10 protein-coding genes are annotated in these 22,847 nt (G+C 55.8%); 5 read left to right on the forward strand and 5 right to left on the reverse strand.

Annotation, left to right across the window (positions count from 1 at the left end):
* Positions 1 to 196: 196 nt before the first annotated feature.
* A complete protein-coding gene (locus OQ371_RS20275; RefSeq protein WP_265990152.1) occupies positions 197 to 1,153 on the reverse strand; it encodes a LytTR family DNA-binding domain-containing protein in 957 nt (318 codons plus the stop codon).
* Between the two features lie 1,007 nt (positions 1,154 to 2,160).
* Here OQ371_RS20275 and OQ371_RS20280 point away from each other — a divergent pair.
* From OQ371_RS20280 to OQ371_RS20295, 4 genes are all read left to right on the forward strand, one after another.
* Positions 2,161 to 5,916, forward strand: a complete 3,756-nt coding sequence (locus OQ371_RS20280) for a malectin domain-containing carbohydrate-binding protein (RefSeq protein WP_265990153.1) — start codon at positions 2,161 to 2,163, stop codon at positions 5,914 to 5,916.
* 557 nt (positions 5,917 to 6,473) lie between these two features.
* Positions 6,474 to 9,095, forward strand: coding sequence for a malectin domain-containing carbohydrate-binding protein (locus OQ371_RS20285; protein ID WP_265990154.1), 2,622 nt, complete (start codon positions 6,474 to 6,476; stop codon positions 9,093 to 9,095).
* A gap of 245 nt (positions 9,096 to 9,340) precedes the next feature.
* Positions 9,341 to 11,524: a malectin domain-containing carbohydrate-binding protein gene (locus tag OQ371_RS20290; protein WP_265990155.1), complete on the forward strand. Its 2,184-nt coding sequence runs from the start codon at positions 9,341 to 9,343 to the stop codon at positions 11,522 to 11,524.
* A gap of 439 nt (positions 11,525 to 11,963) precedes the next feature.
* Positions 11,964 to 13,427, forward strand: coding sequence for a sulfatase (locus OQ371_RS20295; RefSeq protein WP_265990156.1), 1,464 nt, complete (start codon positions 11,964 to 11,966; stop codon positions 13,425 to 13,427).
* 184 nt (positions 13,428 to 13,611) lie between these two features.
* On the opposite strand, the gene OQ371_RS20300 is transcribed toward OQ371_RS20295, so the two are convergent.
* Positions 13,612 to 14,493 (reverse strand): phosphatase PAP2 family protein, encoded by an 882-nt coding sequence (locus OQ371_RS20300; RefSeq protein WP_265990157.1) that lies wholly within the window; start codon positions 14,491 to 14,493, stop codon positions 13,612 to 13,614.
* A gap of 471 nt (positions 14,494 to 14,964) precedes the next feature.
* Between OQ371_RS20300 and OQ371_RS20305 the strand changes: the two genes are divergently transcribed.
* Complete coding sequence (locus tag OQ371_RS20305; RefSeq protein WP_265990158.1) at positions 14,965 to 16,983, forward strand: PAS domain-containing sensor histidine kinase; 2,019 nt, start codon at positions 14,965 to 14,967, stop codon at positions 16,981 to 16,983.
* On the opposite strand, the gene OQ371_RS20310 is transcribed toward OQ371_RS20305, so the two are convergent.
* From OQ371_RS20310 to OQ371_RS20320, 3 genes are all read right to left on the reverse strand, one after another.
* Positions 16,980 to 17,828, reverse strand: coding sequence for a sterol desaturase family protein (locus OQ371_RS20310; RefSeq protein WP_265990159.1), 849 nt, complete (start codon positions 17,826 to 17,828; stop codon positions 16,980 to 16,982). The two genes, OQ371_RS20305 and OQ371_RS20310, sit on opposite strands and share 4 nt — an antisense overlap.
* Before the next feature lie 198 nt (positions 17,829 to 18,026).
* A complete protein-coding gene (locus tag OQ371_RS20315) occupies positions 18,027 to 19,754 on the reverse strand; it encodes a RagB/SusD family nutrient uptake outer membrane protein (protein WP_265990160.1) in 1,728 nt (575 codons plus the stop codon).
* Positions 19,755 to 19,768: 14 nt separating this feature from the next.
* Positions 19,769 to 22,786: a SusC/RagA family TonB-linked outer membrane protein gene (locus tag OQ371_RS20320; protein ID WP_265990161.1), complete on the reverse strand. Its 3,018-nt coding sequence runs from the start codon at positions 22,784 to 22,786 to the stop codon at positions 19,769 to 19,771.
* Positions 22,787 to 22,847: the final 61 nt, after the last annotated feature.

Here is a 22,847-nt window from a genome sequence, read left to right on the forward strand (position 1 = left end):
TCGTTGGACGCTTTGGTATCTGATAAGCCTAGTCAGCCACACGAAAGGATAAGCCAATGAAGGTCAGGCGCAACGAAACAAGAATACGGTATCTGCGCAAATGCCATTAGAAATCAAGCGGCCAGCTCATCTTCTAGTGAGCTGGCCGCTTGATTTCTGGCAGTACGTAAAGTCTTGGTAGCATTGTATTTTTGTATCAGGCCGGTTTTTCCGTGGTGTTTATGGATTCATGAAGCCACTGACGGAACTGGACCAGTCGGGAACGGGCCAGTGAAATGTCCGCCTGATGAAACGGGTCTTTCAGATTGACCAGATACCGGTTGTTACCCGCGTGGACGTAGCCTTCAACAAACTTTCGATTGATTAGACAACTGCGATTTGCCCGAAAAAACTGCATGGGATCCAGCGAAGTTTCCAGTTCGGTTAGAGACAGCTTGGGAAGCTTATGGGGAGAGGTCAGGTGATACACCAGGCAATTGTGCCCATTCGCTTCTATCCATCCTATTTCGGAAAGAGGTAGCGCCGTTTGCCCCCTGGCAGAATAAACGGTCATACTTAGCGGATAGACCGGGGTTGGCGTGGGGCTCGGTCCGGATATCGCCTGAGGATGGTGCTTTTGAGCGTAGATATCCTTAACCAGAGAAATCGTCGTAATGCCGTAGCCAAGCAACAAAACCAATACGCAATACATTCCGATTACGACCCGGTCCTGGTAAGGATCAATGATATACTGATTAAAATAATAATTGAACGTTACCTGGTCGAGACGGTTGAGCGTCAACGTATCAATGACAAATCGAACGGTTTGGGTAAAAGGGCTGGCTAGTAAAAAAGAAACCAAAATGGGCGGCAAAAGCAGCAGGTAATACCTGGCTATGCTTCGAAAGGACAGGCGAATCCGGGTGAGATGCAGCATCCGATGATAAACCAGCAGCAAAAGTTGTAAAACAAAAAGGGTGACGAGCTCGGGAATAATTTGCAGAACTTGCCAGAACAGAACTTTCACAAGACCGTACTTAGCCGTCAGAGACATCTGAAGCTTAAACTGAAGGATCCAGATCAGGGCCAAGAGCAGTAACCCCAGCGCCAATAATAACCAGGGGGTTCTGCGAAAATTTCGAATAAACTGAGTACTGATTGTAATGAATTCCACAGGATTTTTTGACGCTACTGGATAAGATCAGCAGGATGTCTGTATCATTTTGAACATGATGGGCCGCACTTTCCGCTAACGTTGTGACACTTGGCTGAAAAGTCAATCCTTGCCTGCGCTGGCAGATCTGGCCGGGTTTCAGCAATGAGACAGAACGTGGGCATTGCTGTACAAAATAATTACATGAAAGCATACCAATCTTAATAATCCTTCCTGATTTTCCGGAATGGAAGGTTGACTGACTGTATGGCAACCAATTAGAGCGGACTTGCGCTACTCAGTAGAACGCAGCAAGTGACAAAACAACGAGTAACCTTCTGAAATTCTGGCTTATGGCACATTCTCACGCGGCTTGACCTGCTTTGCAGAAGGGTAGTTCCATACCACAAACTCACTTTCCTAATATTTTTCTAATTTTTTATAGCGCTCGCGGCAGGGCAACAACTGCTGAAAACGCGCCTTGTTCAAAACAGCGGATGTTAACTTACGCACTGAAAAAGAAAAGGTAAGTAACGAGTTAACAGACGGATACGTTCTATGTTGATAATTTTATAGGTACCGAAAAGACATCCGTACGGTATTCTGTAAGAGCTAACACCGGCTTTCTAGACGCCTTCTTGGTTTGCAATATCTAATAAGTTTTTAATCTTTGTGGTGACTTTCTCTAAAAGTCAATTCTTCCGGATTTCATCAAGGATCAGATTTGGCGACTGACGTTTAAGGACACAATGGCCTAAGCGTTTTCCTCCCTGAATATCAAATACGGTGCTGATTTTCAAGGGCGTTACTGGTACAATTGGCGAAACTAAGCGAGCTCCCCACCCCGAGAATCATTTTGTCACACAATGAGTTTGTTGACCACATTCAGGCTGCGCATTTGTCCTATAGACGCCGATTGGTAGCGCTGGAGCCCTGTTTAAAGTACAAAAAGACTTCATTCAACTGCCGGTGTACCCAAAACGATCTATAATACCTATCTAACACATCTTAATTTTGCTCCATTTTGCATGAAACTAACCCTACTTAAAATTAATCAGTTATGGCTATTAGGGGGCTGTCTGAGCCTGCTGGCCTTTGGACTACCACAGACGTATGCTGAAAGTCTGAACCGCCCCGGCCGCGTCAATCCCGCTCGACACGCGGAGCGGACCTTTAACACGATAGGAGAACAGGAAAACACCCATTTAACGAACGCTGCTAAACGGATTATGGCTCCCTATGGCACGGTTACCGTGCAGGGCGAATTGAAGAAATGGCACAAAATTACCCTCCTCATCGAAGGTCCCAGCACGTCGGAAACCCACAGTTCCAACCCCTTTCTCAACTACCGGCTCAACGTTACCTTCACCAATGGCAGCAAAAAGTACGTTGTGCCCGGCTACTTTGCCGCCGACGGTAACGCCGGAAACACCAGCGCTGGGGCCGGTACCATCTGGAAGGTGCACTTCGCCCCCGATCAGGTGGGTACCTGGAGCTATTCGATTTCCATGCGCAGCGGAACCAATATCGCCGTCAGTACCGACGCGGGCACTTCCGTAGCGACCCTGGATGGCAAAACGGGCTCCTTTACGGTAGCGGCTTCGGATAAAACCGGGTCGGACCTCCGGGCTAAAGGGCGGCTGAAGTACGTCGGAGCACACTATCTGCAGTTTTCCGAAACCGGTGAGTACTTCTTAAAAGGCGGTGTGGATTCGCCCGAAAACTTTTTGGCTTACAACGATTTTGACAACACCCCCGACAACGGCGGACGGCGTAAAAGCTGGAGCCCCCACGTACAGGACTGGCGCACGGGCGATCCGACCTGGAAAGACGGCAAGGGTAAGGGCATCATTGGCGCCATCAACTACCTGGCCAACGAGGGCCTGAACGCCTTTTCGTTTCTGACCATGAACATCGCCGGCGACGAAAAGAATGTTTTTCCGTACGCGTCCTCCAGTGATTATACCCGCTTCGACTGCTCCAAACTCGATCAGTGGGAGGTGGTTTTTGAGCACGCGGACAAACTGGGATTGTATCTGCACTTCAAGTTGCAGGAGCGGGAAAACTGCAACCTGCTGGACGGGGGCAATCTGGGCGTGCAGCGCAAGCTGTACTTTCGGGAACTGATCGCCCGCTTTGGCCATCACCTGGCCCTGAACTGGAACGTAGGAGAGGAGAACATTCAGACCGACCAGCAGCGCAAAGACATGGCCGCCTACCTGAATTCGACGGACCCCTACCAACACCCCATTGTGCTGCATACAAACATCAAAGAACACGATGCGGTTTATACCCCGCTGCTGGGCAGTAACTCCCAGTATGTGGGCGTGTCCAACCAGTCGAATTGGGATTACGTCTACGAAGAAACCCTCAAGTGGGTTCAGAACTCGGCTAACTCGGGCAAGAAGTGGATCGTTGCCAACGATGAGCAGAATTCTATGGGCGTTGCCTGTGATGCCACTTATACAGGTGACCGGGGGACCATTGCCGACAATCAGGACGGCATTCGAAAAGAATCACTCTGGGGTTGTCTAATGGCCTCCGGAGCCGGAGTTGAATACTATTTCGGGAATCTGACGGGGGAATCGGATTTGGGAGCCGAAGATTTTCGGTCCCGGGCGAAGATGTGGCGCTTCAATCGCCACGCGCTTGCGTTCTTCAAGGCCTACGTGCCGTTGACGGAAGTCAAGCCAATGTCCAACGTTAGCCGGGGGTGGTCGCTGGGCAAAGAAGGCCAGCTCTACGTGGTATACTTACCCGACGGGGGGAGTGCCAATCTTAGCCTGAGCAGCAGTGGCACGTACACGGTGCAGTGGTACGATCCCCGCAACGGAGGTTCATTACAAAATGGCTCGGTGAGATCCTTTTCGGGCAGTGGTTCGAAATCGCTGGGGAATCCGCCCAGTTCGGCGGATCAGGATTGGGTGGTTCTGATCAAGGCGGAAGGTGAAACCGTTACCTCTTCTTCCTACCGGATCAACGCCGGGGGCAGCGGCTATACCACGCCGGATGGCAAAGTCTACAGCGCCGATAACTTCGCCACGGGGGGCAGCACTTACACGCGCGTGGGCGATATTACCAATACCACCCAGGACGCCCTTTACCAGAGCGAACGCAACGGCGCTTTTTCCTACAACTTCCCCCTCAGCAACGGCACCTACACGGTAATCCTGCACTTTGCCGAGGTCTACGCGACGGCAGTCAACCAGCGTAAATTTAATGTTAATATTGAAGGCCAGCGCAAACTGACCGAATATGACATTGTCGCTAAAGCGGGCGGGACCTGGAAAGCCGTCCAGGAGAGCTTTCCCGTAGCCGTTACGGATGAGATGCTCACCGTCGATTTTCTGAACGGTAGCATCAACAAGGCAAAAGTCTGCGCCATCGAAATTATAAAAGGAGGAACTGCCGTTGTTACTATTCCTTTTCGAATCAATTCGGGGGGCAGCAGTTTCATCACCTCGGACGGCAAAGCATTCGGAGCCGACAGTTACGCCAGCCGGGGCGGTACCTACACGCGCGTGGGCGACATCACCAACACGACCCACGATGTTCTTTACCAGACTGAACGTAACGGAACCTTTGCGTACAACTTCCCCATCAGCAACGGCACCTACACCGTTGTTCTGCACTTTGCTGAGTTGTATGCAACGGCGGCCAACCAGCGCAAGTTCAACGTCGACATCGAAGGACAGCGTAAACTGACCGAGTATGATATTGTCGCCCGGGCGGGTGGAGCCTGGAAAGCCGTCCAGGAGAGCTTCCCCGTAACGGTTACGGATGGGGTCCTGACGATTAGTCTGCTGGATGGGAGCGTTAACACGGCCAAGATCTCGGCCGTTGAAGTGCTGGCTTCGGCTACCAATACCGCCCCGGTACTGGCGAGCATCGGCAACAAAACCGTTAATGAAGGCAGCGTGCTAACTGTTCCGCTATCGGCCAGTGATGCTGACGGCGATGCCGTGACGATTACGGCCACAAACCTGCCCGCGTTTGCCAGCCTGAGCAACAACGTTCTGACATTTGCCCCCGGTTCGCAGGCGTCAGGCAGCTATTCAATTACGGTGTGGGCGACAGACAGCAAACAGGCCACTCATCAGGAAACCTTTACGCTGGTGGTCAACGATGTGCCAACGGCGGGCCAGGCCGTCGTCAGTTTTACCCTGATGAACGCCGACAACGAACAACCCATCAAGGTGCTGACTTCGGGTGAGCAACTGAATCTGGCTACGCTGCCAACCCGGAACCTGAACATTCGCGTCAACACCAGCCCAACGACGGTGGGATCGGTCCGAATGGTGTTGAGTGGGCAACAGAGTCGCACCCAGACCGAGACGGGCGCTCCCTACGCACTTTTTGGAGACAGCAATGGCAGCTACAACAACTGGACACCGGCCGTCGGTTCGTACAGTTTAACCGCAACACCCTATACCGGGGCCAGTGCCTCGGGGACCGCTGGAACGGCTCTGACAATCAGCTTCCGGGTCATCAACCAGACTTCAACGGCCAAGATAGGGTTTGAAGCGGATGCCGAAGAGCTACCGGTGGTATACTATCCCAATCCATTTCACCAGTCATTTACCGTAAAGGTGCCTGCTCGCAGGACCGGGCCAATGCCGGTAATGATTTATGATGGTTACGGGCGTCTGGTCTACAAGCTGGCGGATTTGCCGGAGCAGCAGCATGAGATCAATCCGGGTCAGGAGCTGGCCGTTGGTCTGTATGTGCTACAGATCGGGGAGGGGCAAAGCGCCCGGCGCTATAAGCTGATGAAGATTCATTAAAAAAAACCTCCTGCCGCTTGGCAGGAGGTTTTTTTTAATGTGGCTTTGAGGGCAAGTCGGTGTTTCGATAAAAATAGCAAAAGCGATCATTCTCAACCAGCTTCTTCGATGCTGTTGTGCGGTAATTAACTCAAAATCTGCCCCTTATTTAGGGACGAAAGAGGTTTGTTAGCCTGTCTGGAGGAATCAAATGATCAGGCCCGCACAATAAAATTTCAAAATTCGTCCCAGATAAAAGATGTTATTTTTTAATCTCTTTTTAATTTGGCCCTGGCTTTCCAGAGTCGACTTGCTTCCTCTTATAGTTCAACCCAGCTACTTGCTCTAGATACAAGCAGTTGATCATAAGGTCACTAGATGTCAATCTCAACGCTAAAGTAGGTGTCCTGTGGTGAGGGGCGCGTTGGTCTTGACAATTTGTAGCCAGAACCAATGCCGTTCCTGATCGACTAAATGAACCGTGCAAAGCCTGTGTCGCATACAGAACGCCATATACGTCACCCGTTTCTGAATAAATCCATTGTAATACAAACGTGTACCCATCTTTTATCATCTGTATGAAGCACCCACGTCTACCATTTCTTAGTTTTATCTACCTACTGCTGGCTTTGCTGGGGTTGAGTGCCCCGCGCCCGCTGGCGGCCGCCCCGGCCCAGCAAGACCCCCTCTACCCCGTCTGGACACCCCGCGCCCCCGCCCACAACAAACGCGTGGAGGCCCCCAGCATCGTCTATAACAAGAAAATCTACGTCTTCGCCGGGCTCACCCCCAAACTCCAGATCAACAACTCCAACGAAGTCTACGACCCGGCCACCAACACCTGGACGTACTTCGCCCCCATGCCCCTGGACCCCCAGGGCAAGCCCCAGGCCGTCACCCACAACGGCATCGCCCTGGTCGACAACATCGTCTGGATCGCCGGCGGCCGCGTGGGCAACAACCCCGGACCGGTCACCGACAAGGTCTGGCTCTACAACCTGACGACCGACTCCTGGAGCCCGGGCCCGTCCCTGCCCGCCCCCCGGGCCGCCGGGGGCCTGGTGCGGGTGGGCCGCCGGCTGCACTTCTTTGGGGGCTTCGGGGCCGCCGTCTGCAACGACGACAAGGCCGACCACTACGTCTATGACCTGGACAAGCCCGCGGCCGGCTGGCAGACGGGGCTGGCGCCCTTGCCCGTGGCCCGCAATCACTTCGGCACCGTGACGGTGGGCGGGCTGATCTACGCCATCGGCGGGCAGTTGGGCCACGACTGCGGGGGCGGTCAGGACCAGAAGCTGGTGCACGCCTACGACCCGGCCACCGACACCTGGACGGCCAAAAAGGAGCTGCCCTTTGCCACCTCTCACATCGAACCGGGCAGCTTTTCGCTGGACGGCATGATCCGGGTGACGGGCGGGGAGCGCAGCGGCCAGAACATTCTGCAGTACGACCCGGCCACCGACAGCTGGGCGATCATCGATCAGCTGCCGACGGCGCTGATTGCGGCCTCGGCCAAGGTGATTGACGACCAGTACATTGTCTCCCACGGGGGGGCGCCGGGCAGCCAGCAGAGCCAGGAGGCCAGCTGGATCAAAAGTCTTACGCGCACCCGCAACTCCCAGCTGGCTTTCTGGCCGGGTCAACTGGAGGCCCGCGCGCGGGTGGGCCAGCGTGTGCGGCTGCAGCCGCTGGTGGGGACCTACTCGGACGCGACGCCCTACACGATCGATCCGGCGGGCTTGCCGGGCTGGCTTAGGGTGGAAACGTTGGCGGGTGGCACCGATGAGGCCGGCACGCCGGTGGCGCTGACGCTGGACGCGTCGGGGCTGGTGGCGGGGGAGTACCGTCACACGGTGGTGGCGCGGGCGGCTGGTTACCGTCCGGCGTCGGTGACGGTGCACTTGAGGGTGGAGGGGAGTGATGCGGGGGGTGTGGGTCCGGTGGTGGCGCGCATCAACGCGGGCGGTCCGGCGGTGGTCAGCAACGGGGTTTCCTGGAGCGGTAGCCAGTACTTCACCGGGGGCAAGTCTTACACCAATACCAAGGTGACATCCATTGCCGACACCGAGGACGACGTGCTTTACCTGACCGAATACAGCGCCACGAGCAACCTGGGCAGTTTTGGGTTTGCCCTGCCGGTGGCGGTGGCGGGTCAGTACACGGTGCGGCTGCACTTTGCCGAGATCTACTGGGGAGCCACTGGGGGCCGTGCGGGAGGTGCGGGTCAGCGGGTGTTCAGCGCGAACCTGGAAGGGGGAGCCGTGGAGCTGGCCAACTACGACATCCTGGGGGAGGTGGGCAGCATGAGGGCGGTGGTCAAGACGTTTGAGGTAGGGGTGGAAGATGGGGTGCTCAACATCGACTTCACGGCTTCGGCCAACCAGCCCAAGGTCTCGGCCATCGAGGTCTTCGGACCCACAGCAGAAAGTGTGCGAATCAACGCCGGAGGACCAACTTTTCTGGCATCGGGAAGTCGGCAGTTTGCCGCCGACGCTTACGTTACAGGTGGCAGCACCACAACCGTCGGGAACGTGCCGATCGACAACACCACCGACGATGCACTTTATCAGACCGAACGTTACGGCAATTTCAGCTACAACGTTCCGGTGAATAACGGTTCCTACAACGTTATCCTGCACTTTGCCGAAACGTACGCCAAGGTGATCAACGGCACCACCAGCCGCAAGTTTCACGTCGACATCGAAGGGCAGCGTAAACTGACCGACTACGACATCCTGGCCCGGGCGGGCGGGGCCTGGAAAGCCGTTCAGGAAACGGTTGAAGCGACGGTCAGCGACGGTATTCTGACCATTGCTTTCAGTCCGGGAGCATCACAGAATCCCAAGGTCTGCGCCATTGAAATTGTGCCAGCAACGGGTTCGGCCAATCCGGCCCGGACCATACCGGTCGCGGTAGCCAATCCGGGAACCGCCGAGCAAACGGGGCTGCAGGTCAAGGTGTTGGGTAATCCCATTCAACAGGATAGGGTAGACGTCGAAGTACAGGGAGCTACAGGCCAGCCGCTGCAGGTCAGGCTGATCGATCCAAAAGGTCAAATTGTTGCCGAGCAGTTCATTCCGGAAGCGGCCGCGCACGAACAGCACCGGTTGTTGGTTTCGGGGCAGGCTGCGGGTCTGTTTTTTCTGCGGGTCAGTACCCCGCAGCAGAGCCGAACCCTGAAAGTGCTGAAGGTAGACTGATCGAAACAAACCGGCAGGGTGTCAGGGAAAGTTTTTTTAGCAACCACCTTGATGGCCTGCCGGGTACTTTAGCCGTGCGGACTTCATCTGCTTTTTAAGTCTTCGCCAACGGATTCGGCAGAAATCAAAAAAAACGGAATGGCAGCGGCCCACCGGAGCCCGCCATGCTTCTCTTACATAGTTTTCCGGTTTTCAAATGCAATTAATTAGTTACAATCGCTAGTAAGTTAAACCTCAAAGTCCTTATGAAAAACTGCATTTACCTTGTACTCATCTGCTTTTGGGTCCTGCGAACCGGTCCAACGGCATTCGCCCAGGGGAGCACCTGCCCGGCGCCCTACGAGGAAAAAAACGGCATCGTCGTCATCGAAACCGAAAACCTCAGCCTGCCCTCCGGCTGGCGAAAAGCCACCTCCGCCGGCGGTTTCACCGGCAGCGGCTACATCGAATGGACCGGCGCCGAAAACTTCTCGCGCACCGGCGTGGGCCTGATCGAAACCACCGTCCGAATCAACCGCACCGGCAAGTACATCTTCCAATGGCGCAACCGCGTGGGCCGGGGCACCTCCCTGACCGAACACAACGACACCTGGCTGCGCTTCCCCGACGCCAGCAACTTCTACGGCGAGAAAGGCACCCGGCGCGTCTACCCCTACGGCTCGGGCAAGTCCCCCAACCCCAACGGCGCCGGGGGCGACGGCTGGTTTAAGGTCTACTTCAACGCGGGTGTCTGGGATTGGGCCTGGGCTTCCTGGGTCAGCGACCGCGATCCGATGCAGGTGGTGGTTGAGTTTAACAGCCCGGGCGTCTACAAGCTCCAGGTCTCGGCCCGCTCGGCGGCCCACCTCATCGACCGCCTGGTCCTGGTCCACTCCTCGCTGAGCGTGGCCTCCGCCCACAACGCGGCCGAAACCCGCTGCACCTCCGGCAGCACCCCCACCAACCAGCCCCCGCTGGTGGCCAACCCCATCGCCGACCGAACCGCCACCGTGGGCAGCCCCTTCAGCTTCAGCTTCCCGACCAACACCTTCAGCGATCCCAACGGCGACGCGCTGAGCTACCGCGCCACGCTGGCCAGCGGAGCCGCCCTGCCGGCCTGGCTGACCTTCTCGCCCGCCAGCCGCAGCTTCAGCGGGGTGCCCACCGCCCCCACCACACTCACCGTGCGGGTCACGGCCAGTGACGGCCAGGGCGGCCAGGTCAGCGACGATTTTGTGATCCGCGTGGCTGCGGCTCCCACCCCGGCCAGCACCTACCGCGTCAACGCCGGGGGCGGCAGTTACACCACTTCGGACGGCAAGGTCTACAGTGCCGACAGCTACGCCAGCGGGGGCAGTACCTTCAGCCGCTCGGGGGACATCACCAACACGACCCAGGATGCGCTGTACCAAACCGAACGTTACGGCAACTTCAGCTACAACTTCCCCGTTGCCAACGGCACCTACACGGTTGTTCTGCACTTTGCCGAGATCTACGCCAGCGGCAGCAACCAGCGCAAGTTCAACGTCAACATCGAGGGCCAGCGCAAGCTGACCGAGTACGACATTGCCGCCCGGGCGGGGGGCAGCTGGCGGGCGGTGCAGGAGAGCTTCGAGGTGTCGGTCAGTGACGGTACGCTGAATGTGCAGTTTCAGAACGGCAGCGTCAACAACGCCAAGGTGTGCGCCATCGAGGTGGTGGGGGCCGGCTCGGGTCTGGCCCTGCCTTACCGCACCAATGCCGGGGGCGGCAGCTTCACCACCTCGGACGGCAAGGTCTACAGTGCCGACAGCTACGCCAGCGGGGGCAGTACCTTCAGCCGCTCGGGGGACATCACCAACACGACCCAGGATGCGCTGTACCAAACCGAACGTTACGGCAACTTCAGCTACAACTTTCCCGTTAGCAACGGCACCTACACGGTTGTTCTGCACTTTGCCGAGATCTACGCCAGCGGCAGCAACCAGCGCAAGTTCAACGTCAACATCGAGGGCCAGCGCAAGCTGACCGAGTACGACATTGCCGCCCGGGCGGGGGGCAGCTGGCGGGCGGTCCAGGAGAGCTTTGAGGTGTCGGTCAGTGACGGTACACTGAATGTGCAGTTTCAGAACGGCAGCGTCAACAACGCCAAGGTGTGCGCCATCGAGATTCTGGCCGGCGGCTCGTCGGCCCGGTTGGCGGGGGCAGAGGTCAGCGCCGAAGGGTCCTATCGGGTGCAGGCGTACCCCAACCCCACCAGCGCCGGGGTGACGATCGCGGGGGTCAACCCGCGCTGTGCGGATTTCAAGGTGACGGTGCTGCAGGGCACAGCCGAGCTGAGGCTGCCGGTGGAGATCACCTCGGAGAGCCAGGTTCAGCTGGGGCTGGGTCAGTTGCCGGCGGGTTTGTACGTGGTGCGCATCCAGCAGTGCGGGCGTTCGGTGACCGAAAAGGTGATCGTTACCCGGTAACACTTATACCAGTGAGTAACTAGAAGGCGGTTTCTTTACCTGAAAAAATGGGTTGCAGCGCGCAAGCGCTGCAACCCATTTTGCATTATGGAAGAACTCCGAACCCCAATCCTATGCCTGGTAAGTGCTTAGTCATCGTGCCAATCCGCAACCGATTGGCTTTCCAAGGTGGTTTGGCTCGCTATTTTTTGGGCCAAAAGTTTGTAAAAAGAAAAATACATACTCACTTTTGCCCATCAATTAAGGAGATTAAACAACCATGCGCGGATTGCCGGACACAATTGCCTGTGTATGCTGTATCTTTGTAATATAGTTATTATATAGATTTTATCGAAATGGCTAATGGCTGACCCGCTACCGAAGATACCTGACAGTTTTTTCCGAACGCGACTTTAAGCCCGGTATTGATCTGAAACTTACCGAATAACCCCAATTCACGATGAGAAAATTTCTAGTGCTTATCCGTAAAAAGCCCAAAAGATTGGCCGGGCCGGTACTGCTGACCAGCGGCTTGTTGTTGCTGAGTTTCCTGCTGCTGACGGGCCTGAAACCCATTGAGCCGCCTGCTCAGGCGAAGAAAAAATACAACGTCCTGTTTATCGCCGTCGACGATCTGAACAACGACCTGGGTTGTTACGGGAACCCCCTGGTGAAGTCGCCCCACATCGACCGGTTGGCCCGCCGGGGTATCCAGTTTGACCGGGCCTACACTCAGTTCCCACTGTGCAGCCCCAGCCGCTCGTCGCTCCTGACGGGCTACCGACCGGACCAGACCCGGATTTACGAACTGCAAACGCATTTCCGCAAGAACCTGCCCGATGTGGTCACCTTGCCGCAGCTGTTTAAAAACAATGCGTACTTCAGCGCCCGCATCGGCAAGATTTTTCACTACGGCGTACCGGGGCAGATTGGCACGGACGGCCTGGATGATCCCGTCTCCTGGAATCAGGTAATCAATCCGAAAGGCCGCGATAAAGTCGAAGAATCGCAGGTGAAAAACCTGACTCCAAACCGGGCGCTGGGTAGCGCGCTGGCCTGGTATGCCGCCGACGGTACGGACGACGAACAAACCGACGGACTGATTGCCAACGAAGCCGTCCGGCTGCTGGAGCAGAAAAAAGACGAACCGTTCTTTCTGGCGGTTGGGTTTTTCCGGCCCCATTGCCCGTACGTAGCACCTAAAAAATACTATGACCTGTACCCGCTGGACCAAATTACACTGCCAAAGGAAATAGAGAACGACCTGGACGACGTGCCCGAAGCGGCCTTGTTTACCAAACCGTCGCACTGGGGACTGGGTGAAGCCGAACGGCGGGAAGCGCAACGGGCCTACTACGCTTCGATTTCGTTCATGGACGCGCAGGTGGGGAAGCTGCTGGATGCGCTGGACCGGCTTAAACTCACGGACAACACGGTGGTGGTGCTCTGGAGCGATCACGGCTACAATGTCGGGCAGCACGGGCAATGGATGAAACAGAGCCTTTTCGAGAACTCGGCCCGCGTCCCGCTGCTGATATCCGTGCCGGGTGGCGTGCGGGGAAAAACGTCCGGCCGGACCGTCGAACTCGTTGACCTGTATCCGACCCTGGCGGAACTGTGCGGACTGGCGGCTCCGTCCGGTCTGGCCGGGAAAAGCCTGGTGCCACTGCTCAAAAATCCGAATGCCTCCTGGACCAAACCGGCGTATTCTCAAGTCCGGCGCAATACCATTTTTGGGCGCAGCGTCCGCACCGAACGCTGGCGGTATACCGAGTGGGACGAAGGAAAAGCCGGCGCTGAACTGTACGACCACCAGACCGACCCGGACGAATTTACGAACCTGGCCCAGCAGGCTTCCCACAAAGACCGGGTAAAGGAACTGGCCGCATTGCTGCACAAAGGCTTTCCGTCGGCTCAGGAATAACCACGATAAGAACCAATTGCAAAAGAAACCCATCCGGCTATTTTCCGGATGGGTTTCTTTTTGGCAACCCTGGCGAATTAGGCAGGTCTATTTTATACCAAGACCCGTTTGCAGACCGTTTTGAATCGTGTGGTTTACGGCGCTACGGTTTCATGATGCCGGGTGGTGGCTTGGTGATGGCTCATTAATAACGGACGAGTAACCCGATTCCCCCTGGGCCGGGAGCCAGTTTAAGGGAGTATTTGCGGTTGGCTTTGACCAGGGGATAAATCCGCACGACGCTTTCGGCAAAAGCAATGCCCAGGGCCGTGCCCAGGAAAACATCCGACAGCCAGTGCGCCCCGGCGTAGATGCGCGAAGCCCCCGTGATGAGGGGTAACGCGTAAAAGACCACTTTCAGGGGAACCCAGTTGACTTGTTTGGCCAGCACCCAGAACGTGGCCGTAGCCAGGCTGGCGTGCCCCGACGGGAAAGAATGGTACGCCGGACCACCGAACGGACGAAGGGCTACATTTCCCATACCGGTATTCGGGCGGGGGCGGCCGAAGATTTCCTTGGAAGCCGTCTGAATCAATCCCGAGGTGGTTACTGACGCAATGACCATGATGCCGGTATCGCGCAGCCAGTCGTTGTTGAGGAGCACCCCGCTGCCCCAGAGCGTAAGCATGATGGGGTAGTTGAGTTGGGGCTGGCCCAGCCGGAAGCCGACGCGTTCGAGGTGGTCGAGGGTGGCAGTCTGGTTCTGCTGGGTGAACGTATACAACCGCTGTTCAACCAATAATCCGGCTGCCGAGATGGCCAGAGCCCCGCCCAGGCGCAGGAAATCCCGCTTCTGCCAGTGCAGGGGCCGGGCGTAGGATTTGACGATGGTGTGAAAGGCACTGACACCGTCCTGCCCAACCCGTTGAACGACACCCTTCAGGTACGGTTTTTGGGAAGCAATGCTACTATCGGGATTGATTTGCACCAGGGTGCTGTCCTGAGCCAAAACCGGGTGGATAAGCAAAGGCAGAAGGGTGAAAAAGAGGTAAACGGGCCATTTCGCCCAACCAGATTGAGGTAACATAAGCAGCGGAGTCAGTGCCATCGGATGAAACAGTAACCAACCACTGGAGCGCTTTGTTGCGCAGCCCTGCTACCAGGCAATAGATTTAGCTATCTGACTGTCCTCTGGTCAATAGGTCCGGCCACGGGCTAAGTGCCTTTTCGGGTTTCGGCCCGATCAGGAGATGGTTTTGAGCGGAGTGGGCCAGAAAAATAATTATTTCCATCGATTCATAATCTTTATCTTCCTAAATCAGTTTACTCAAAAAAGCCGAACCAGCCATTCCGTTTTGAGCCTGCGTTCAGTCTATGCCGTTACCACCAGGGAGTGTGGATTTAGCGTCCGGATGCAGGAGCCTTATTGATACTGAAATGTAGCCCTTCAAGGCCGCAAAAAAGGATTACTGTCCGGCTAGCTGGCTAGTTTCCGGTTCATTGTTTAATTTTTGTACCTTCATGGCCCCAGAAAAGTCCTGCGGTCTTTGCTTTTGCCATGTTACCGAATCTAGAATTTCTGCTTCAAAATATTCCTGAAGCCCTGTTGATACTCAATATTGATGGTTGTATTACGTACGCTAACCCGGCGGCATCGGCCCTGACCGGGTATACCCATTCTGAGTTGATCAACCAACCGTTTGACCGGCTTTATCCCAACGCGAATGACTTTATCCGGACGGAGTATGAACTAAGTCAGGCCCGTAAAAATGGAAAGCTGATTGTCGAAGGGTGGCGACTGAAAAAGGACCGGACCCCTTTTTGGGCCGAAGTAACCCTGGCGCCCATGTTCGATGAACAGCAGACGCTCATGAGCTATAGTTGCCTGCTGCGCGACACATCGGATAAAAAGCAACGCGATGTGGCCCTCCGGGAAAACGAAGAGCGGTTTCGGCTGATGGTCCAGGGCGTGCGGGAATACGCCATATTTCTGCTGGATGTAAACGGCTACATCACAACCTGGAACGAAGGAGCCGAACGGACAAAAGGGTACCGGTCCCATGAGATTATTGGCAAGCATTTCTCCACGTTCTACACCCACGAAGACCTCGAAAGCCGGAAGCCCGAGCGCGAACTGAAAATAGCCATCGCAACTGGCAAGTACGAGGAGGAAGGCTGGCGGGTCAAAAAGAACGGCTCGGTTTTCTGGGCCAATGTCGTGATCACGGCCCTGTTCAACGACCAAAACAAACACATTGGCTTCTCGAAAGTAACCCGGGATCTGACCGAACGGAAACAGGCTCAGGAAGTCATACGCCAGAGTGAAGAGCGTTACCGTTCCCTGGTCGAGCAGGTGACCGACTACGGTATTTTCATGCTGGACGACAAAGGGCGTATAATCAGCTGGAACGAAGGCGCCCGGCGAATCAAAGGGTATAGCGCCGAGGAGATTATCGGTAAATATTTTTCGATTTTCTACACCCAGGAGGACCTGCTCAACAACAAGCCCGCGAACGAATTAAGAATTGCGAAAGACGTGGGGAAGTACGAAGAGGAGGGTTGGCGGCTGCGCAAAGACGGCAGCCTGTTCTGGGCGAACATCGTCATTACGGCGGTGTATAATTCGGACGGAACGCTCATCGGCTTCTCAAAGGTTACGCGCGACCTGTCGGAGCGAAAAGCGGCTGAAAGGGCCTTGCACGATAGCTACAAGCAGCAACGCATTCTGGCCGAGAAGTTGAAAGCGACCAACGATGAACTGGCCGCCATCAACGAAGAACTCGCCGTAACGAACGACGATCTGGCCGAAACCAACCGGCTCCTGATGCGGTCCAACCAGAGTTTGCAGCAGTTTGCCTACGTGGCCAGCCACGACTTGCAGGAGCCGTTGCGCAAAATTATGTCTTTTAGCACCCTGTTGCAGGAACAGTTTGCGGAGCAACTGGGCGAAGGCACCGATTACCTGGAGCGGATGCAGTCGGCGGCCAGCCGTATGTCGACGCTCATCCGGGATTTGCTGGCCTTTTCCCGGTTGACAACCCGGCGGGACATGGCCGGTCCCATCGCGTTGACGGACGTGGTGAATCAGGTACTCACGGACATCGATTTGACAATTCAGGAAGCCGTGGCAACCGTGACGGTCGGGCCGTTGCCCATCGTGTACGGCGACTCTTCCCAGATGCGGCAACTTTTTCAAAACCTGATCAGCAACGCCCTGAAATTTCGGCGGGCCGAGGTCGCCCCCGTGATTCAGGTCAGCGCGCACGAACTGGCTTCGGCGGACCTGCCAATTTCGATTAAACCGTCCCGAAGCGCAGTGGCTTACCACCGCATTGAGGTGGCCGACAACGGTATTGGCTTTGAAGAGAAATACACCGAACGCATCTTCGAAGTGTTTCAGCGGCTGCACGGGCGGAGTGAATACGCCGGAACCGGCATCGGCCTGGCCATTTGCGAAAAAGTAGCCTTGAACCACGGCGGGGCCATTACGGCCGTCAGCAAGCCGGGGCAGGGCAGTACCTTTATTGTCTACCTGCCGGTCGAAACCCAACCCATTTCGGCTTTACAGGCTGACTAAAATGTTGCCGGGCGCTCCGACGGGGCCGAACCAAGAGGGGATTTCTGGGAAACCGGTTTGCCGGACGTGTCGGGTCCCGGGCGGGTTGCTTTCTCAAAAGCGGCAGTATAATCCCGGCGCGTGGTGCCCATCCATTCGTCCCAGAACCGGAAATACAGCCCGTAGTTGCCCGTGAAATACTGGTGGTGCTGGTTGTGGCTGACCGACGTGTTGAGCCACCGGCCCAGCCAGTGCCGATTGAAGGAAGACGGGTACAGCTCCCAGCCCAGGTGCCCGTAGACGTTGTACACAATCATGAAAAACAGAAAGGCGAAAATCGTCAGTGGATGCAGGGGCAGAAGGACGGCTGCCAGCGGCACAATGGCGGCTTCAACGACGGCTTCCAGCGGGTGGAAGGCGTAGGCGGCCCAGGGGGAAGGGTTGGTCGATTTGTGATGAACCAGGTGGAATACCTTGAAAAGCCGGGGATGGTGCATCGCCCGGTGCGACCAGTAAAAATACGTGTCGTGCAGCAGAATCAATCCGAAAAAAGACAGAATACCGTACAGCGTTCCGTACGTTGACCAGCTTTTGTAAATCAGGGTATGTTCGCGAATTACGGGCTGCATCATCGCCAGCGTAACCAGCGTGAAAATGATGGCCGTCCCGGCCGAGTAGAGAATCTCGCGCTGATAGTCCTTGTTTTTCGGAAAGCGCCGTTGAATCTTCCGGAAACTCAGCGTTTTCTTCCGCCAGCCGTACCAGATGCTGTACGCCAGACCCGCCACGAGGGCGTAGCGAATGAAATGGGTCAGAAAAATAATAAAACCGGTCAGAACAGAATGCGTTGTCAGCGTTGAAGTCATTAACGTATGAAGATGAATGCACTGGTTAACTAACAGCAGACGGCCTGCGAGCGTTCGCGTTACGCGCGGTTTGGTCGGCTTTTTCGCCTGACGATTCGGGAATCAGAGAAGGGTTTACTTCAAAAAACAGCCGCCCCGAAAACGCGTTTCGGGGCGGCTGTTTAACGTAAAAATAGTTAGCCGGTTTAAAGCAACCGATTAATAACCCGGGTTTTGTTTAAGCTGGGGCGACACGTTCAGGACGTTCTGGCCGATGGGGAAAATCGCCGTGTGATCGTCGGCATCGGGCTGCTTGTCCCACCACGTGCCGGTATTGAACACGCCCCAGCGGATCAGGTCGGTGCGTCGGCGGCCTTCAACCAGGAATTCGCGGCCCCATTCGTCCAGCATTTCCTGATCGGTTAGCTGGCTGCCGTCGGGCTTGTACAAACTCGGCGAACCCGCCGGGTAGTTTCGGGCCCGAACCGTATTGAGCAGCACCGCGGCTGCGGCCTTGTCGCCCGCCCGGTACTTGCATTCGGCCAGGGAATAATAAATCTCCGCGAGCCGGATTTCGGCGTAGGCCGAGGCAATCTTGTTTGGATCGTCGCTGGGGTAGAACGGATACTTGACCGGGAAAACGCCCGAGCTGTGATCGCCGTGGTTCATGTTCGATTCTTTATCGGCGATTTTGGTGCCGGGTTTTGCGCCCAGGAACATTCCCACCTGATCCCGGAAGTAAAGCGGGTAGGGGCCTTTATTCCCCCGAACCGTATCGACCCGGCCACTGGAATTGACGTAGGGCAGGTAGCCGTACAAAAACATGCCTTCCCGCTTGCTGTTTCCCAGATTCTTATACTTTTTAACCCGGTAATCGTCGGCGTATTTCTGGAATTTAATGAACGGTTTTCCGAGCGCAAACTTATACTCCACGCTGTCGACATCCCGGCCCGGCTGCAACGCGTATTTCGGGTTGGAATCGCCCCAGTCGGTGAAGCCGAAGTAGCGGGGGGCTTGAATGGGCAGCGCCCACCAGTACATGCCGCCGTCGTATTGCCAGTGGGTTAAGCCGAAGCTGCCGGGGAACCCGAAAATCGTTTCCGACGAGTTGGCGTTGTTGTAATCAAACGGCGCATCCCAGCGGGTTTCCAGCGTGTAGTTGCCGTATTTGCCCGCAATAATATCCTGGCACACGGCCGCACAATCCGCAAACCGGTCGGTTCCGGTATAGACTTTCGCGTTCAGGTACAACCGGGCGAGCAAAGCGGCTGCTCCGCCCTGGGTCCAGCGACCAACGGCGTTTTCGCCCAGGCTCTGGCGGGTCGGCAGTTTCGGCAGAGCGTCTTTCAGTTCCTGTTCGATGAAGGCCAGAGCCTCCTGGGGGGGCACCTGCGGACCGCCCTGGGTTTCGCCCTTGATTTTGGTAACCAGCACAATGTTGCGGTAGAGGTCCAGCAGGCGGATGTTCAGCCAGGCCCGCAGCGTTTTAAGCTCGGCAATCATACCGTCGAGTTCGGCCTGGGTCATTTCGAATTTGGCGGGGTCGGTAATGCCCTGCAAATCTTCCAGCGAATTGGTGGCCAGGTTTACGCCCTGGTAGAGCGCGTTCCAGGCGTCGTTGGTAAAGCCGTCGTTGGGCGTCCAGGTGTGGTAATGCACGCGCTGGAATTGTCCGCCGTCGAACCAGTCGCCCTGGCGGTTGATGGTCATCAGTTCATCGGTGCTGTTTTCCTGAAGCATAAACGTGTTGCCGCCCTGGATGCTCCAGTAACAGTGTTCAAACGCCCGCAGAAAATCCCGCGTGACGTCGGCCCGGGTTTGCAAAAAGTTTTCGGACGTAATCCGGTCGTACAGAACTTCATCCAGGTTGGTGCAACTGCTGACGACCAGGAGCAGCGAGAGTGCCGTCCAGCGGATGATGGGAGTTATAAAAGAAATGCGTTTCATGGTTGGTTAGCCGATTAAAGAGTAAGTTGAAGACCCAGCAGCAGTTGTGTCGTCGAGGGGTAATAATTCAGCGTGCCATTGTTATCACTCTGGTTGATACCCGGATACAGACCGTTTACCTGAATCAGGTCCGGATCGCCCCCGGTGAATTTGGTGAACGTGGCCAGGTTCCGGCTGGTCGCGTAAATACGAACCGATTGCAGGAATTTCAGCTTCAACGGCTGGGTATAACTGAGGGTTACGTTGTCGAGCTTCACAAAACTGCCCGACTCCAGGAAGTAATCCGACAGGGCCGAATACGTAGCCGCGTTGGTTAGTTTGGAGTATTTACCGCCGTCATAAGCCGACGTCAGGGTATTGGCGTTTTGCTGGGTGGCCGGTGTTCCCAGGTAAAAGGCGTAGGTATTGAACAGGTCATAGCCGAAAGTGCCCCGGAAGAAGACGCTCAGATCCCACTGCTTGTATCGGAAATTATTGCTCAAACTACCCGTAAATTTGGGAAGCCCGTTGCCTACGAACTGCCGGTCGTCGTTGGTAGCCCGGTTGGCCAGAATGATGTTGCCGTTTTTATCGTACACCTGCAATGCTCCGGATTCGTCGACGCCCGCCGAGCGCAGCGCGTAGAAGCTACCGATCCGGGTATTTTCCCGCAACCGCTGAATGTTACCCGGGCTGCCCGGCGCGGGCATGCCCACCACATCAATGTAGTTCTGGCCCTGATAGGCTTCGTTCGAGAACGAAACAAACTTGTTGCTGTTGGTGGCCCCCACGAAGGCAAGGTTGTAGCTGAAATCCTTCCGGTTGATTACGCCTGCGTTCAACTGGATTTCCAGTCCCGAGTTTTTCATCGTGCCCACGTTGGCAAACGTCGTTCCCTGAATGTTGGGCGGGTTGGGCACCGAATAGTTGCCCAAGAGGTCCTTGTTCGTCCGGACGTAGTAGTTCAGACTCCCGGTAAGCCGGCTGTTGAGCAGTTCGAAGTCGAGACCGACGTTGAAGTTGATGGCTCTTTCCCACCGGAGGTTGTAATTCGTGTTCTGGCTGGGCCCCCAAACCTGGTACGACGTTCCGTTGTAGAGGTAATAACCGTACCCGCTGTAGGTGTCGAGCGACAGGTAATTGCCAAAGTCCTGGTTACCGGTTACGCCGTAATCCGCCCGGAGCTTCAGTTCGTTCAGCCAGGGGATGCCCTGCAAAAACGATTCCTGGGTGATGCGCCAGGCCGCCGAAGCCGCCGGGAAATTTCCCCATTTGTGATTAAAACCGAACTTGGACGACCCTTCCCGCCGAAGGCTGGCCGACAGGTAGTATTTCTGATCGTAATCGTAGTTGACCCGTCCGAAAAACGAAATCAGCTTCGAGCTGTTCCGATACGAACCTACGCCGTTGACGCCCGAGGTCAGGTTCCAGGTTCCCGAACCAAGGTTATTATACGTCAGCACGTTGGACGGAAAAAGCTGGTTGGAAGCATCGAAACCGGATGAGGTAAACAACTGGTACGAATAACCGCCCAGGAGTTTGACGGAATGCTTCTGCGCTTCCAGCGCGTAATTGCCCGTCCACTCAAAACTTTTCTGGTCGTTTTCGTCCAGGTCCTGCGAAGCCGTATTCCGGCCACTGCCGTTGAGAACCGTCGTCAGCGTGGAAGGCGTGAAATTGTAATTCCGGAACGACGAGTTGACCTGGCCGATGGTGACCGTTGAATACAGGTTGTCAAGCAGATTCAGCCGGAACGAAGCGTTGAGGTCCAGGTACTTGATTTCCTGCTCGGAACGAACCTCCCGGGCGCGCTCCACCGGGTTGTTGGCGAAGAAACCCGAAGTAATGTAGGCATACCGTCCGTTGTTGTCATAAACCGGCTGCGTCGGGTTGAGCGTCAGGGCGTAGTTAAAGCCGCTGTAATCCGCCAGGTTTGTTTTTGCATACCGGGGAGCCGCACTGAACGTAATGGCGTACAGGTTGTTAGCCGAATTGTGGTTGATGTTCACCCGCCCGCCGTATTCTTCCTTCGACGACCGCAGATCAATACCGTTCGCGTTCCGGTAATCGACCGACGTGAAATAATTGGTCCGGTTGTTACCGCCCGAAAATTGCAGGGTATGTTTCTGCGAAAAAGCCGGGTTGTTGCTAACGGTTTTCATCCAGTCGGTATTACCGCCCAGGTCTACCCCCCGGTTGTTGGCCAGAAATTCATCCCGCGACAGCACCGAAAGTTTGTTGGTGATAAAATCAAAGGCGGTGTAGCCATCGTAAAAAATCCGGGAGTCGGCCGTTCCTTTTTTGGTCGTGATGACAATCACCCCGTTACTACCCCGGGTTCCGTAGATGGCCGAAGCCGCCCCGCCCTTCAGGACGTCGATGGATTCGATTTCGTTCTGGTTGATGTTGTCCAGGTTACCGCCCGGAACGCCGTTGATGACAAACAGCGGCCCCAGCCCCGCACTCCGGGATGACACCCCCCGAAGCTGGATGTTGGGCGTCGAGTTGGGGTCGGCCGCGGCCGTGTTGGTCACCGATAGGCCGGATACTTTACCCTGAATGGCCATCAGCGGGCTGTTGCTTCCCACGCGCAGCAAGTCCTTGGAAGACAAGTGAGTAATGGCGCTGGAAACCTCTTTGCGGTTCAGCGATCCGTAGCCGACCACAACCACTTCGTTCAGGGTTTTGTTGTCTTCCTGCAGCGTCACCGTCACGCTGGACCGGCCGTTCAGGGTTACTTCCTGGGATGCAAACCCTACGTACGAAAAAACCAGAGCAGTGGCCGTTGACGGTACCTGCAATTGAAACGTCCCGTCGGGATTGGTGGTCGTTCCGGTGGTCGTTCCTTTGACGATAATCGAAACGCCCGGTAGTGCATTTCCTTGTGAATCAACTACTTTTCCGGAAACGGCACTGGCGTTTTGCGCCCGGCCCGTCAGCGTTACCGCCAGCAAAAAAAAGAGAAAAATGAGCGTCCTGGAAAGGAGCGTTTGACCGCGTTTGGATGGAATTCTTGGCGTCCATCCAGGCAAATTGTTTAGGTCAGAATACATAGTAAACAACTGATTACTAGTTAATTGATTGAATAAATAGGCTTCTGGCTGTTGAGAAGCG

Origin of the sequence: Larkinella insperata, from assembly GCF_026248825.1 — a bacterium.
Lineage (GTDB): Bacteria > Bacteroidota > Bacteroidia > Cytophagales > Spirosomataceae > Larkinella > Larkinella insperata.

Bases quoted from the DNA above. Each gene is read 5' to 3' on its own strand.
- OQ371_RS20280 (WP_265990153.1), top strand. From the start codon at position 2,161: ATGAAACTAACCCTACTTAAAATTAATCAGTTATGGCTATTAGGGGGC.
- OQ371_RS20285 (WP_265990154.1), top strand. From the start codon at position 6,474: ATGAAGCACCCACGTCTACCATTTCTTAGTTTTATCTACCTACTGCTG.
- OQ371_RS20290 (WP_265990155.1), top strand. From the start codon at position 9,341: ATGAAAAACTGCATTTACCTTGTACTCATCTGCTTTTGGGTCCTGCGA.
- OQ371_RS20295 (WP_265990156.1), top strand. From the start codon at position 11,964: ATGAGAAAATTTCTAGTGCTTATCCGTAAAAAGCCCAAAAGATTGGCC.
- OQ371_RS20300 (WP_265990157.1), bottom strand. From the start codon at position 14,493: ATGTTACCTCAATCTGGTTGGGCGAAATGGCCCGTTTACCTCTTTTTC.
- OQ371_RS20305 (WP_265990158.1), top strand. From the start codon at position 14,965: ATGTTACCGAATCTAGAATTTCTGCTTCAAAATATTCCTGAAGCCCTG.
- OQ371_RS20310 (WP_265990159.1), bottom strand. From the start codon at position 17,828: ATGACTTCAACGCTGACAACGCATTCTGTTCTGACCGGTTTTATTATT.
- OQ371_RS20315 (WP_265990160.1), bottom strand. From the start codon at position 19,754: ATGAAACGCATTTCTTTTATAACTCCCATCATCCGCTGGACGGCACTC.
- OQ371_RS20320 (WP_265990161.1), bottom strand. From the start codon at position 22,786: ATGTATTCTGACCTAAACAATTTGCCTGGATGGACGCCAAGAATTCCA.